The sequence below is a fragment of the Streptomyces graminilatus genome, from assembly GCF_001418565.1.
Classification (GTDB): Bacteria; Actinomycetota; Actinomycetes; order Streptomycetales; family Streptomycetaceae; genus Streptomyces; species Streptomyces graminilatus.
Genome location: NZ_LIQQ01000157.1, coordinates 1 through 12,752 on the forward strand (window position 1 = coordinate 1; position 12,752 = coordinate 12,752).

Annotated in this window: 10 protein-coding genes and 2 pseudogenes; 7 read left to right on the forward strand and 5 right to left on the reverse strand. The window is 69.7% G+C overall.

Annotated features, from left to right (window positions below; all coding sequences use genetic code 11):
* A pseudogene (locus tag AOK08_RS15500) lies at positions 1-292 on the forward strand (diacylglycerol kinase); the annotation flags it as partial.
* Positions 293-367: 75 nt separating this feature from the next.
* Here AOK08_RS15500 and AOK08_RS15505 read toward each other — a convergent pair.
* Together AOK08_RS15505 and AOK08_RS15510 are read right to left on the reverse strand one after the other, a co-directional pair.
* Positions 368-1,624 carry a hypothetical protein gene (locus AOK08_RS15505; RefSeq protein ID WP_055526157.1) on the reverse strand — a complete coding sequence of 419 codons (1,257 nt, stop codon included), beginning with the start codon at positions 1,622-1,624 and terminating at the stop codon, positions 368-370.
* 223 nt (positions 1,625-1,847) lie between these two features.
* Positions 1,848-2,183 (reverse strand): annotated as a pseudogene (locus tag AOK08_RS15510) (SDR family NAD(P)-dependent oxidoreductase); the annotation flags it as partial.
* Positions 2,184-2,303: 120 nt separating this feature from the next.
* On the opposite strand from AOK08_RS15510, the gene AOK08_RS15515 reads away from it, so the two are divergent.
* Entirely contained in the window at positions 2,304-3,863 is a 1,560-nt protein-coding gene (locus AOK08_RS15515; RefSeq protein ID WP_241826961.1) for an APC family permease, read from the forward strand.
* Between the two features lie 151 nt (positions 3,864-4,014).
* On the forward strand, positions 4,015-5,841 hold the full coding sequence (locus tag AOK08_RS15520) for an RICIN domain-containing protein (protein WP_079054040.1): 1,827 nt from the start codon (positions 4,015-4,017) through the stop codon (positions 5,839-5,841).
* A 235-nt stretch (positions 5,842-6,076) separates the two neighbouring features.
* Here AOK08_RS15520 and AOK08_RS15525 read toward each other — a convergent pair whose 3' ends face one another.
* The 3 genes from AOK08_RS15525 to AOK08_RS15535 all read right to left on the reverse strand — a co-directional run bounded on the left by AOK08_RS15525 (position 6,077) and on the right by AOK08_RS15535 (position 8,639).
* The gene (locus tag AOK08_RS15525) at positions 6,077-6,925 is read right to left on the reverse strand and encodes a TIGR03943 family putative permease subunit (protein ID WP_055526151.1); all 849 of its coding nucleotides are present in this window, start codon (positions 6,923-6,925) and stop codon (positions 6,077-6,079) included.
* Positions 6,922-7,995 (reverse strand): permease, encoded by a 1,074-nt coding sequence (locus tag AOK08_RS15530; protein WP_055526152.1) that lies wholly within the window; start codon positions 7,993-7,995, stop codon positions 6,922-6,924. Before AOK08_RS15530 ends, AOK08_RS15525 begins: the two co-directional genes overlap by 4 nt.
* 125 nt (positions 7,996-8,120) lie before the next feature.
* Positions 8,121-8,639 carry a GbsR/MarR family transcriptional regulator gene (locus tag AOK08_RS15535; RefSeq protein ID WP_055526153.1) on the reverse strand — a complete coding sequence of 173 codons (519 nt, stop codon included), beginning with the start codon at positions 8,637-8,639 and terminating at the stop codon, positions 8,121-8,123.
* A gap of 72 nt (positions 8,640-8,711) precedes the next feature.
* Between AOK08_RS15535 and AOK08_RS15540 the strand changes: the two genes are divergently transcribed.
* From AOK08_RS15540 to AOK08_RS15555, 4 genes are all read left to right on the forward strand, one after another.
* On the forward strand, positions 8,712-9,638 hold the full coding sequence (locus AOK08_RS15540; RefSeq protein ID WP_055526154.1) for an ABC transporter ATP-binding protein: 927 nt from the start codon (positions 8,712-8,714) through the stop codon (positions 9,636-9,638).
* Entirely contained in the window at positions 9,635-11,260 is a 1,626-nt protein-coding gene (locus AOK08_RS15545) for an ABC transporter permease (protein WP_055526155.1), read from the forward strand. Before AOK08_RS15540 ends, AOK08_RS15545 begins: the two co-directional genes overlap by 4 nt.
* A 162-nt stretch (positions 11,261-11,422) precedes the next feature.
* The gene (locus AOK08_RS15550; protein ID WP_055526156.1) at positions 11,423-12,220 is read left to right on the forward strand and encodes a serine/threonine protein kinase; all 798 of its coding nucleotides are present in this window, start codon (positions 11,423-11,425) and stop codon (positions 12,218-12,220) included.
* A gap of 47 nt (positions 12,221-12,267) precedes the next feature.
* The coding region (locus AOK08_RS15555) for a hypothetical protein (RefSeq protein ID WP_157876686.1) at positions 12,268-12,752 on the forward strand (485 nt) is incomplete at its 3' end.

The following is a 12,752-nucleotide window of genomic DNA, read 5'->3' on the forward strand; positions in this document are numbered from 1 at the left end:
CCCCGGCCCCTCACGACTGCGCGTCGAGGTGGACGGGGTGACCCTCGTGGACCTGAACCAGCCGGTGGAGACGGTGACCCTGACACCCGGGGTGTCGGGGGGCGCCCGGGTCGAGATCCGCCCGGTGTCGGTGGGCGCGGAGGCGTCCCCACTGGGCGCGGTGGGCGCGCGGGTGACGGTGTCCGGCGCGGATTTCCGGTACCGGGCGGACGCGGGGCTGGTGAGCGGGCCGGTGCGGAGGCGGACGTGGGTGGTGCGGGAGGGGGCTTGGGGGTTGACGTTGCCGGGGTGAGGGCTCGTACGTACGGGTGCCGAAGCGTGGATACGTGTACGTACGAGCCCTCACGTGGAGGCCGGCCGACTTACGTCAGTCGGTGGCCTCGCCCAGGTGACTCAGGGCTTCCCGGAAGTCGTCGAGAGCGGCGACGACATCGCCCTCGGCGAGGTGGAAGGTCGATCGGTCCACGAGAACCTCGGCGAGTGCCCGGGTCCCGTCGGCCGGGTGGTGCTCGGACAGTCGGCGGGCCAGAACCACTCCTTCGTCGAACAGTGAGGTCACCTGCTCCTTCAAGAGAGGGTTGTAGTAGTCGCGGACCCAGTGGACAGCGGAACGGACGGTGAGAACCCGGTGCAGCCGGACCAGTTCGGCCAGGTGGCGGTCCGGCTCCTCGGCGGCTCCTGACGCAAGGGCGTCCACCTGTTCACGCAGGGCGATACGGCTGTCGAAGTAGCGGCGCCTGACATCGGAGGACCAACGCATGAGTGGTCTCCCGGAGGGCGGACGCGGTTCGCCGGGCAGCGGCCGTTCGCTGTCGGCGCCGGAGAAGGAGAGCAGAACGGTCCAGTAGGTGATCAGCCGGCCGTACCAGGTCCTGCGCTCATGGGTGGCGGCCAGCTCCGTCAGCGAGGCGAGCGCCTCCTGTCGTACAGCGGTCGCCCGCTCGCCCTGGCCATGGGCGTCGAGCATGCGCGCGTACCCGATCAGCGAGAAGAGATGACAGGCCACCGCGTCACTGCGGCGCGCGGCCTCGACCGCTTCGATTCCGACGAGTGTCTCGAATGCGGCGAGTGCTTCGGCGGGCCGGCCGGCGGCATCGAGAGTGGCGATCCACTCCAGCAGTGACCAGGTGAGATCTGCGGTGCCGGGCCCGCCCGGCAGGATCGCCGCGACCCACTCGGTCAGGGCGTCGGCGGCCTCGGCATAGCGGCCTTCTTCGGAGAGACCGGCAGCCCAGATACTCAGCCCATCGACCCGTGGGTCTCCGGACAGCTCGGCCTGCGCACGGCCGATGGCGAGCATCTCGGCGCGCATGGCGAACCCTTCGGTACGGCGGCCGACGTTGTACAGCTCGTGCTGACACGAGTCGAGTGCCCTGTACAGAACATCCGCACGGCCAGGTTCGGCCGGGCCGATGGCCCGCGCCGCGGCCACCGCTTCCTCGCACAACGCGAGGGCTGCCGGATGCGGTTTGCGGGCGATGGGGTTGTAGCTCAGGTCTTGCAGGGCCCGGGCCAGAAGGGGCAGGTAGGAGGCGGGACTTACCTGGGCCAGCACCCGATAGGCGCGGACCTCTTCGTGTGGAGTGCGGTGTCCCGACGCGAGCAGTATGTTCCGCGCTCGCACGATGTCGTCCTGATCGACTTTCCCCGAGTGATTCACAGCGGAGATTCTGGGGTCCGCAAGGAGGGCCCAACAAGCCTGCTGAGCTGTGCCGTTCGTCCTACGAAAACACGCCCTGACCTGTCATGATGGGTGTGTCGTCACCCCTTGGCGCCGCCGCCGCGAAAACCGGCTGACTCCGACGGAGCCCCCCCCCCGCCTACGCTGCTCTCCGCGATCACAGCTCGGTCTCCCGGCGCCCCGGGGCGTCGAGCGCGACACCGGCGTTGTGGACCACCGCGTCGAGGTGTTCCACATCCAGTGCTGCCACCGCCGTTCCCAGCGACGAGAGGTCGGCGAGGTCCAGGCGTACGGCCCGCACCCGCGCACCAGGGACACGCGAGCGGATCGAGGCCGTGGCGACTTCGGCTTTCGCGGGACTCCGGCTGCCCAGTACGACAGTGGCTCCGGTCGCGGCCAACTGCTCCGCGACGAAGTACCCGATGCCGGCGTTGCCCCCGGTGACCAGGAAGACGCTGCCATCGGTACGCCGCCGGCCTGCCGGGGGCAACCGTGCGCCCATCGGATTTCTAAAGGTCTCATTGACAAACATTTAACTCCCCGACACCCTTGACCGACTCATTCGGGCGACAGAGTTCCACCCCACCGGCAGCGCAACCGGCACAACCAGGAAGGGGCCCCGATGGCAGTGGACGAGGGTGTGGCGTCGGCGGACGGCACGGGCACGACCGCAGGTGTGAGTACGGGTGCGAGTAGGGGTGCGAGTCCCGGCGGTGACAGCACAGTCCACCGACTCAAGCCCAACGCGATCGGCCTGCTCGGCGTGGTCTTCATGGCCGTGGCCACCGCCGCGCCGATCACCGCGATGACGGGCAACGTGCCCTTCATGGTGTCGTCCGGCAACGGCATCGGCGCCCCGGCCAGCTATCTGGTCGCAATGGTCGTCCTGGCAATCTTTGCCGTCGGCTTCACCTCGATGGCAAAGCACATCACCTCCACCGGCGCCTTCTACGGCTTCATCTCTTACGGCCTCGGCCGCACGGTCGGCCTCGCCTCCGGACTGCTCGCCACCTTCGCGTACGTCGTCTTCGAGCCCGCCCTCATCGGCATCTTCTCGACCTTCGCGACGACCACCATGGAGGACCAGACCGGCCTCCATGTCCCGTGGTGGGTGTTCGCGATCGTCATGCTCGCGATCAACGCCACGGGCACCTGGTTCGGGGTGTCGGTGGCGGAGAAACTGCTGGTCGTCCTGCTCGGCACCGAGGTGACGATCCTCGCCGCGATGGCGATCTCGGTCGCGCTGCACGGCGGCGGCCCGAACGGCTTCACCTTCGGCCCGGTCAACCCGGTCAACGCCTTCCAGGGCACCAGCGCCGGCCTCGGCCTCTTCTTCGCCTTCTGGTCGTGGGTCGGCTTCGAGTCGACGGCGATGTACGGCGAGGAGTCCCGCGACCCGAAGAAAATCATCCCCAAGGCGACGATGATCAGCGTCCTGGGCGTCGGCGTCTTCTACGTCTTCGTCTCCTGGATGGCCATCACGGGCAACGGCGAGAAGGAAGCCGTCGCGGCGGCCTCTTCCGCGAACCCGCTCGCCCTGTTCTTCAACCCCACCGAGCACTACGTCGGCCACTGGGCGGTCGTCGTCATGCAGTGGCTGATGATCACCGGCTCGCTGGCCTGCGGCATGGCCTTCCACAACTGCGCCGCCCGCTACATGTACGCCCTGGGCCGAGAGGGCGTACTCCCCTCCCTCCAGCGGACCATCGGCCGCACCCACCCCGCCCACGGCTCCCCGCACATCGCGGGCTTCGTCCAGACGATCATCAGCGCCGCCCTGCTCGCCGGGTTCTGGCTGGCCCACAAGGACCCGTACACGGGTACGTACGTCCTGCTGGCGATCCTCGGCACGATGGCGATCCTCGTCGTCCAGGCCGTCTGCTCCTTCGCGGTCCTGGCGTACTTCCGCAGGAACCACCCGGAGAGCCGCCACTGGTTCCGGACGTTCACGGCCCCGCTCGTCGGCGGCGTGGCGATGCTCGCGGTGGTGGTGCTGCTGGTGTCCAACATGGGCGTCGCGGCGGGCCCGGAGTCGGGCTCACTGGTCCTCAAGGCCACGCCGTGGCTGGTCGCGCTGATCGCGGCGGCCGGCATCGGCTACGCCACCTACCTCAAGCGCCGCGCCCCCGAGCGGTACGCGCTGCTGGGGCGGACGGTGCTGGAGGAGACAAAGGAGCGGTAGCAACCGCTCGTCGTCGAGTTCTCTCGCCGGCCGGCGCGCGGTGCCCGAAAAAAACTTTGCGTTCCGGGGCAACCTTTCCGGGGGCGGTGACAACTGGGGGGTGTCTGAACAGGCGGTCTGGTCAGACGCAACGGCTGAAAGAGAGCACCACATGTCCCCTCGCCCATCCACGTCGCCGGAGGCGTCGTCCGGGGCGTCGCCCGCCGGCCGCGCCCGCCGTGGTCGCGCGTCGTTGTTCCGCTCGGCCGTTCCGGGGCAGCGGCAGTCACACCGTGGCCGCAAGCTGTACCAGCGCCGGAGCTTCTGGGCGGCCGTCACCCTGGCGGTCCTGGGCGGTTCCGCGGTCGTGGTCAACACGGCCTCCGCGGGAACCGTGGACACGGACAACTGGTACGTGCTGGTCAACCGCAGCAGCGGCAAGGTGCTGGACGCCCCCGGCTACGCCACGAACGACGGTGCCTCGCTGACGCAGTGGAGCCGTAACGGCGGGACCAACCAGCAGTGGAAGTTCATCGACTCGGGCGACGGGAACTACCGGCTCCAGAACCGGAGATCCGGCAAGGTGCTGGACGACTACCACTGGTCGAAGACCGAGGGCTCCGAGCTGGTGCAGTGGCGCGACCTGAACGCCACCAACCAGCAGTTCCACATGGAGAAGTCGTCGGACGGCTATGTGCGTCTGATCAACCGCTTCAGCGGCCTGGCCGTCGAGGTCGAGGGCGCCTCCAAGGCCGACGGGGGCCGCGTCGCCCAGTACCACGACTGGAACGGCGCCCAGCAGCAGTGGCAGCTCGTCCCGGCCGACAGTGTCAGCGGCACCGGGACCACGGGCAGCTCCGGCAGCAGCGCACCCGCTACACCGGCCCCGGCCGCCGCGCCGGCCACCGGCAGCAGCAGCTCGACGAAGCGTTTCATGGGCAGTGACACGGTGCTCGTCGGCGGCATGATGAACGACACCTCGGGGAACGCCGCGCCGTTCGACATGCGGTACGCCTACGTACACAGCCAGCCCGCGCCCTCGTCGGACTACTACACGGCATCGCGCTGCAAGTCCGAGTGGTCGAGCTGGTGGGGCTGCTGGAGCGGCGAGACCACGGCGCCCGGCTTCTACGTGACCTGGAACGACGACCACGTGAACAAGGTGACGTACCAGGGCAAGCCGCGCCCGCAGAAGAACTTCTGGACCTGGTACTCGCTGCGCGACCTCGGCGATCTGGCGGGCGAGGGCGACGGCCCCGGCGAGGTCAAGGCCATCAACAGGACCGACCTGCTCACCCGCTACCTGAACGACTACCGCTTCTTCCTCCAGAAGATCGGCAACTCCCAGGACGCGATCGACATCGAGCCCGACTTCTGGGGCTACGTCCGGTCGCTCGGCAACCCGCACCAGGTCGCCGCGCAGGTCAAGGCCGCGAATCCGACGGACTGCGGATCGCAGGAGAACAGCGCCGTCGGTCTGGCCCAGTGCATGATCTCGATGGCGCACAAGTACGCGCCGAACACGGGCGCCGGGTTCCACCTCACCTGCTGGGACTGGGAGAGCAACATGCAGAAATGCGTGAGCGACTACTCGGACCTCGGGGCGAAGAACGCCGACTTCCTGGTCGCCGACGTGGTGGACCGCGACGCGGGCTGGTACGCGAAGCCGGAGAACGGCGGCCGTGACACCTTCTGGAACGACCAGAAGGCCAAGGCCGCACTGGGCTGGTACAAGACCATGGCCGAGTCGGTGGGCAAGCCGGTGGTCCTGTGGCAGATCCCCCTGGGCAACATGTCGCAGAACAACACCTTCGGCCACTACAAGGACGACAAGGTCGACTGGTTCTTCTCGCACATGGACCAGGTGGCGAACGCCCACGTCGCCGCCCTCCTGTTCGGCCCCGGCCAGCAGGAACAGACCACGATCGAGTCCGACGGCGGAAACCTGGTCAACAAGACGACCGCGTACCGCAACTCGGGCGGCCAGCCGCTCAAGTAGTCACGCGAAAGCGGGAACAGGGCGCACAAAAGCAAGCCCCAGGTCTCTGGCCTGGGGCTTTGCCCATCCTCGCCTACAGCCCCCAACGGGCGGCGCGCACCAGGAGCGTTCCGGTTCTACGGTTTCCCTCGGGGGCAGGGGTGGTGGCGAGGACGGTGGTGATGCCGAGTGCTTCCGCAGGCGGGAGGTCGCGGGCGGTGCTGGAGGAGACGAAGGAGCGCCGGCCGCGCCGCTGTCAGCGGGAGTCGGTGAGCGGAAGTGCGTCCATGTACGCGTTCGTCGGCTTTTCGACCTCGCTGACGGTACGGGCGTCGAGCGCGACCGGGGCGGAACTCGTACCGAGGGTTCCGCCCGCGTGCCAGGTGCCTACGACGGTCACCCAGGTGTTGGCGGAGAGAGCCGGAGTCCCGTGGATCCGTACCTTGATCACCTGAGCGTCCGCAGCGCAGCAGCTGATCACGAGCCGGGTCAGGTCCCAGCTCCCGCCCCGCTTGCCGGGCGTGACGAAGCCGGTCATCCGGACACTGCGCCCCTTGATGGCCTGTTCGCGGTCCTGCTGGACGCGGAGGGTGAAGTCGGTCAGGGTCAGCGGGAGCGGTGAGGTGGCGGGCAGCGGATCGAAGTCGTCGTCCTGCCGCACGACCGGCTTGGCGGTCTGGCGCGAGGCGGTGTAGGCGCCGAGAGCCGGCGGGGCGTAGAACAGCAGGCTCAGCGCGGGGAGGAAGAGCAGCCAGGCCGTGCGGGGCACGCTGGAGTGGTCGTGGCCGCCATGACCCTCGTGGCCCTCACGGCCCTCGTAGCCCTCACGGCCCTCGTAGCCCTCACGGCCCTCGTAGCCCTCACGGCCCTCGTGGCCCTCGTGGCCCTCGTGCCGGTGACGCTCACCGTCCTCCTGGCTCTTGCCCTGCCCCCGGAGCGACCAGGCCTCTGCCGCGCCGAGCAGGAGCAGCAGCACCCCCGATGCGATCAGCAGCGGACGCGTCCAGTCCTTGACGTACCTCAGGTAGAGGTCGGTGAAGAGCGAGACGTGCAGCAGGCCGATGCCGCTGAGGACGAGCAGGACCGCCTGCAAGGGGCGCTTCACAGCAGTGTTCCTCCGATGAGCGTGCTGCACACGATGGCGACGACTGTCGTGGCGGCGGAGAAGCGGACCGCGAAGGCCCGCCCGAACGTGCCCGTCTGAAGGGCGATCAGCTTGAGGTCGACCATCGGTCCGACCACCATGAACGCCAGCCGCGCGGTGGGCGAGAAGCCGGTGAGGGAGGCCGCGAGGAACGCGTCGGCCTCGGAGCACACCGACAGGAGGATGGCGAGCGCGGCCAGAAAGAGCACCGACAGCCAGGGCGAGCCCGAGAACGTGTCGAGTACGGAGCCGGGGACGGTCACGTTGAAGGTGGCCGCGGCCATGGCCCCGATGACGACGAAGCCCCCCGCGTGCAGGAAGTCGTGCTGGAAGCCGAGCCGGAACTCGGTCCAGCGGCTGTGCCCCGGCTGGTGACCGGTGTGCCGTACGGTCGTCGGCCGCAGCCACTCCTCGCGGCCCAGCCAGAGCCACAGCCAGCCCATCACGCTGGCGGTGGCGAGCGAGGCGAGCAGCCGGGCCAGCACCATCCCGGGGCTGCCGGCGAACGCGATGGCGGTGGTGGTCAGGACCACAGGATTGATGGCGGGGGCCGACAGCAGGAACGCGAAGGCGGCGGCCGGGGTGACACCTCGGCCGATCAGGCTGTTGGCGACCGGCACCGACGCGCATTCACAGCCGGGCAGCACGGCCCCGGCGACTCCGGCGACCGGGACGGCGAGCGCGGGCCTGCGGGGCAGCATCCGGCTGAACACCCGCGCCGGCACGAACGCGTTGATCGCGCCGGACAAGGCCGTACCCAGCAGCAGGAACGGCGTCGCCTGCACGGCGATGGAGAGACAGACCGTCCGCCAGGCCTGCGCGGCGGGCTCGTCCCCCCACCGGCCGACGACGTAGATCACCGCCCCGGGAAGCACGGCCGCCCCGAGAAACAGCAGCGGCCAGGACCAGGGCCGGCCGCGTGCGGGAGCCTCATCGGTGACCGCAGGGGCCCTGACGGCCCGTGCAGCCCCGTACGACTCCTCGTACGACTCCCCGTACGACTCCTCGGTCCGTTCGTCTGCCTGTCGCATGCCGCTCCGAATGTCTGAGGTTCGGATCGAAGATAGCGGTAGGCCAAGGCAACCAAGTAGCCAAGTACACACACTGCCAAGGCAGTTCGCGACCCGAATCACCGGCGCGGCACCTGCCGAGAGATCTAGGAGCTCTCCCCGAAGATCCTGGCCCGCTCCTCGCGCCACCGTTCCATCAGCTTGGTCAGCTCGCCCTCCAGATACTCGAAGAAGGCGAGCGTCTCGGCGATGCGCTGCCCGCCGGGTGTCTCGGCGCCGAGGCTGTCGACGCCCACTCGCAGGGTCTGGCCCCAGCGCTTGAGGATGGCGTCGCGGTTGGTCAGCGCCTCGTACCACTGGTCGCTGTGCACCCGGTACCGCTCGCGCCGTGAGCCGGGTTCGCGCTCCCGCGAGACCATGTGGACCTGGGACAGATAACGCACGGCGCCGGACACGGCGGCCGGACTGACCTGGAGCTGTTCGCCGAGTTCGGCGGAGGACAGGGCGCCGGCGTCAGAGGCCAGCAGGGCGGCGAAGACCCGGGCGGCCATGCGCTGCATCCCCGCCTCGACGAGCTGGGCGGCGAAGCCCTCGACGAACGCGGACACCGCGTCGGGGTCCCGCCCGTTCCCCTGCTCCCTCTCCACCGCACCCGATTCCGTCATACGCCGAGTGTAATCGCCATTCATAGGCTTCCTTAACTTCACAAATTTCTGAAGTCAGCGTACGTTCAGAGCATGACGAAGGCCATCACCGTCTCCGGACTCCACAAGTCGTTCGGCAAGACGCACGCCCTGGACGGACTCGACCTCGCCGTCGAGACCGGCGAAGTGCACGGCTTCCTCGGCCCCAACGGCGCCGGCAAGTCGACGACCATCCGCGTCCTGCTCGGCCTGCTGCGCGCCGACTCGGGCGCCGCGCAGATCCTGGGCCGCGACCCGTGGGCGGACGCGGTGGAGGTGCACCGCCGGATCGCGTACGTCCCAGGCGACGTCACCCTGTGGCGCAACCTCTCCGGCGGCGAGGTCATCGACCTGTACGGCAGGCTGCGCGGCGGCGCACTCGACAAGAGCCGCCGGGCCGACCTGATCGACCGGTTCGAGCTGGACCCGACCAAGAAGGGCCGCACGTACTCGAAGGGCAACCGCCAGAAGGTGGCGCTGGTGGCGGCGTTCGCGTCGGACGTCGACCTGCTCATCCTCGACGAACCGACGTCGGGCCTCGACCCGTTGATGGAGGAGGTCTTCCAGCGCTGTGTGGAGGAGGCGCGGGACAGGGGCCGTACGGTCCTGCTCTCCTCCCACATCCTCAGCGAGGTCGAGGAGTTGTGCGACCGGGTCAGCATCATCCGGGGCGGCCGCACCGTCGAGACCGGCTCGCTGTCCGACCTGCGCCACCTCACGCGGACGAGCATCACGGCGGAACTCGCGGGCGAGCCGAACGGGTTGGCCCGACTCCCCGGCGTCCACGACATCGACGTACAGGGCAGGCGGGTCCAACTCCAGGTCGACAGCGACAAGTTGGACGCCGTACTGCGTTCCCTCACCGAGTCGGGCGTACGGTCGCTGAGGTCGACGCCACCGACGCTGGAGGAGTTGTTCCTGCGCCACTACCAGGACGACGCCCAGGCCGATGCCCCAGCCGAGGGGGCGCTGCCGCGATGACCGCGACCACAACTCCGACCAGCCCCACGCCCTTCTCGGTACGTTCCGGAGGCGCGCGCCAACTGGCGGGCACCGGCACGCTGTTGAGGTTCAACCTGCGGCGCGACCGGGTGATGATCCCGGTCTGGGTCGCGGTGACGGCCCTTCTGGTCCTCTCCCTCCCCGGCTCCCTGGAGAGCGTGTACTCCTCCCCCGCCGAACGCGCCGACCTCGCCCGCCAGCTGCTCACCAACAGCTCGCTGCGGGCCACGTACGGTCCGGTGTTCAGCGACTCGATCGGCGGCCTGACCGCCTGGCGCATCGGCGGTTACGCCGCGATCCTCGCCGCGATCATGAGCCTCCTCGTCGTCGTACGGCACACCCGCGACGAGGAGGAGAGCGGGCGCCAGGAGCTCATCTCGTCGGCGATGGTGGGCCGCCGGGCCCCGCTGACGGCGGCGCTGCTCACCGCCCTGGTGGCGAACACCGCCCTCGCACTGCTGATCGCGGGCGGGCTGGCGGGCCGGGGCGCGTCAGGGGCTCTGGCACTGGGCCTGGGCATCGGGGGCGTGGGAACGGCGTTCGCCACGCTCGCGGCGATCGTCGCCCAGTTCACGGAGAGCGCGCGGCTGGCGAAGGGCCTGACCGGCGGCCTGCTCGGCGCGGCGTTCGTACTGCGCGCGACGGGCGACTCCGCGACGAACGACGCTTCGTCACCGCTGACTTGGGCGTCACCGATCGGCTGGCTGGAGAACGTACGCCCGTACGCGGACGAACGGTGGTGGGTGCTGGGCCTGTTCGTGGCGGCGACGGCCCTACAAGGCTGGCTGGCCTACGAGTTGGCGGGCCGCCGGGACGTGGGCATGAGCTTCCTCCCGACCCGCCCTGGACCGGCGACGGGACGGCTCGCCACGGCGGGCGCGCTGGCCTGGCGGCTGCAACGCGGCGCCGTCCTCGGCTGGAGCCTCGGCTTCTTCGCGGCCGGGGTCGCCTTCGGCGGGCTGACGAAGGGCGCGGCGGACCTCGTCGGCGACAACGCCAGGACCCGGGAGATCATCGAGCGGATGGGCGGCCAGTCGGGCATCGAGGACGCGTTCCTGGCCGCGATGGCCGGCATGTTCGGCATGACGGCGGCGCTGTACGTCGTCTCGTCGGTCCTCCGCCTCCACGCCGAGGAGACCTCCGGGCGGGCCGAGCCGCTCCTCACCAACGCGGTCGGCCGACTGCGCTGGGCCGGCGGCCACCTGGTGATCGCCTTCGGCGGCGCGGTACTGATCCTCCTCCTGAGCGGCCTGGGCCTGGCACTCGGCTACGGGAAGGAACTGGGCCCGGTCCTCGGGGCGAGCCTGGTGCAGGTCCCGGCGGTGTGGGTGCTGGGCGGGCTGGCGGTACTGCTGTACGGGTCGTCGCCCCGACTGGCCGTCGGCGCCTGGGGTGTCGCGGGGGCCGCCCTGCTGCTGGGCTGGATCGGACCGGCACTGGACGTACCGCAGGGGGTGCTGGACCTGTCGCCGTTCGGGCATCTGCCGAAGTTGCCGGGCGGGGAGATGAGCTGGGGGCCGGTGATGGTCCTTGCCTCTGTCGCGGTGGGGCTGGTGGCCGCAGGCCTGCTGGCACTGCGGCGGCGGGACATGACGACGTGAATCCACATAAGCCTTCACAGAAGTTCGTGCCAGGTCTCCGGTGGTCGATCCGTCCGGCGCCGGAGACACCGGAGACGGCTCTGAGCTGCTGTTTCACCGGGTTTCGCAACTGGCCTCCGGAGTTGGACCGGCGGGCCGACCGGGTGCGGAAAGGTCACCGCCATGGTGAACTTCCAGGGCTCCCAGGAGCAGACCGAACAGCAGAACACTCCCCCGGTGGGCCCCGTACCGCTGGAGACGACGGATCCCACGTCCGTGGGCGGCTTCGAACTGCTCGGCCGGATCGGTACCGGCCGCCAGGCCGTCGTGTACCTCGGCCGGAACAACCGTGGCGAGAGTGCCGCGGTCAAGGTGCTGCGCGCGGAGCGGCGCGACGACCGCAGGTCGCTGGAGGCCTTCGAGCGTGAGGTCGAGGCGCTCGGGCTGGCCCCCGACTCGCTCAGCCCCCGGCTGTACAGCGCGGGCTGGGACGGCGAACACCGGTACACCGCCGCCGAGTACCTGACCGGGCCGTCCCTGGAGGAGCTGATGCAGGCCGACGGGCCGCTGGGCGGCGCCGAACTGCGGCAGTTCGCGGTGAGCATCAGCCAGTTGGTGGTGCGACTCCACCGGCTGCGGATCCACCACGGCGACATCAAGCCGCGCCATGTGATCACGGGCCCCGGCGGGCGGCTCTTCCTGATCGACTTCGGGGTGGCCGCGATCGGGGACAGCGCGCTGCGGCGCCGTGACCTGTTCAGCCTGGCCTCCGTGATCCTCTACGCGGCGGGCGGGCGTTTCCCGTACGAGGGCACGCCGTTGGAGATCTCGACGCGGACGATGGGCGGCCGGCCGGACGTAGGGGTGCTGCCGAAGCCCTGGCGGGACACGCTGCGCAAGTGCCTGGAGCCGAACCGGCGGTTCTGCCCGAGTGCGGCGGGTGTGCTCAGGACAGTCGGCCGGTACGGGAGTTGGGCGTAACGTGGTTCGCAGACGCTTGTCGGAACGTCCGGGGAGGGAACCGGTTCGTGGCGGAACCTGAACCGGCGGAGGGTGCCCTCGGCCATCTGTGCGAAGAACTCAAACGTCTGCTGAAGGACGCGCGGGTCAAGCAGTCCGATGCCGTCGAGCGCGTCAAGAATCTCGTCGACGAGAATCAGTTGGCCCCCACGGCGATGCTCCAGAAGACACAGGTTTCCGCGATTCTGCGGAGGTGTGTCGTGAAGGCGCCGTCCTTCGAATTCGTGCGCGGCCTGGTGAAGGTCTGCGTCGGCACGGGCAGGATCTCGGGGGTCAGGGCCACCGAAGAACACTGGAAGCACCTGCACAAGCGGGCGGAGGCCGAGGCCGAGGAGAAGGCCCGGCCGGCCAAGGCCGTCCCCGGACTCCCCAGGGTGCTGGCGCCGGACCGGGCGGGCCTGGACGCGCAGCAGTTCACGCCGGTACCCCGCACCGAGTTGCTCGACACGGCGCTGCGGAAGCGGGACGCGCGGAGCGGAGGCGGGTCCGGGGG

Excerpts from the sequence above, each read along its gene's own strand:
- AOK08_RS15515 (WP_241826961.1), top strand. The coding sequence starts at position 2,304 with ATGGCAGTGGACGAGGGTGTGGCGTCGGCGGACGGCACGGGCACGACC.
- AOK08_RS15520 (WP_079054040.1), top strand. The coding sequence starts at position 4,015 with ATGTCCCCTCGCCCATCCACGTCGCCGGAGGCGTCGTCCGGGGCGTCG.
- AOK08_RS15530 (WP_055526152.1), bottom strand. The coding sequence starts at position 7,995 with ATGCGACAGGCAGACGAACGGACCGAGGAGTCGTACGGGGAGTCGTAC.
- AOK08_RS15535 (WP_055526153.1), bottom strand. The coding sequence starts at position 8,639 with ATGACGGAATCGGGTGCGGTGGAGAGGGAGCAGGGGAACGGGCGGGAC.
- AOK08_RS15540 (WP_055526154.1), top strand. The coding sequence starts at position 8,712 with ATGACGAAGGCCATCACCGTCTCCGGACTCCACAAGTCGTTCGGCAAG.
- AOK08_RS15545 (WP_055526155.1), top strand. The coding sequence starts at position 9,635 with ATGACCGCGACCACAACTCCGACCAGCCCCACGCCCTTCTCGGTACGT.
- AOK08_RS15550 (WP_055526156.1), top strand. The coding sequence starts at position 11,423 with ATGGTGAACTTCCAGGGCTCCCAGGAGCAGACCGAACAGCAGAACACT.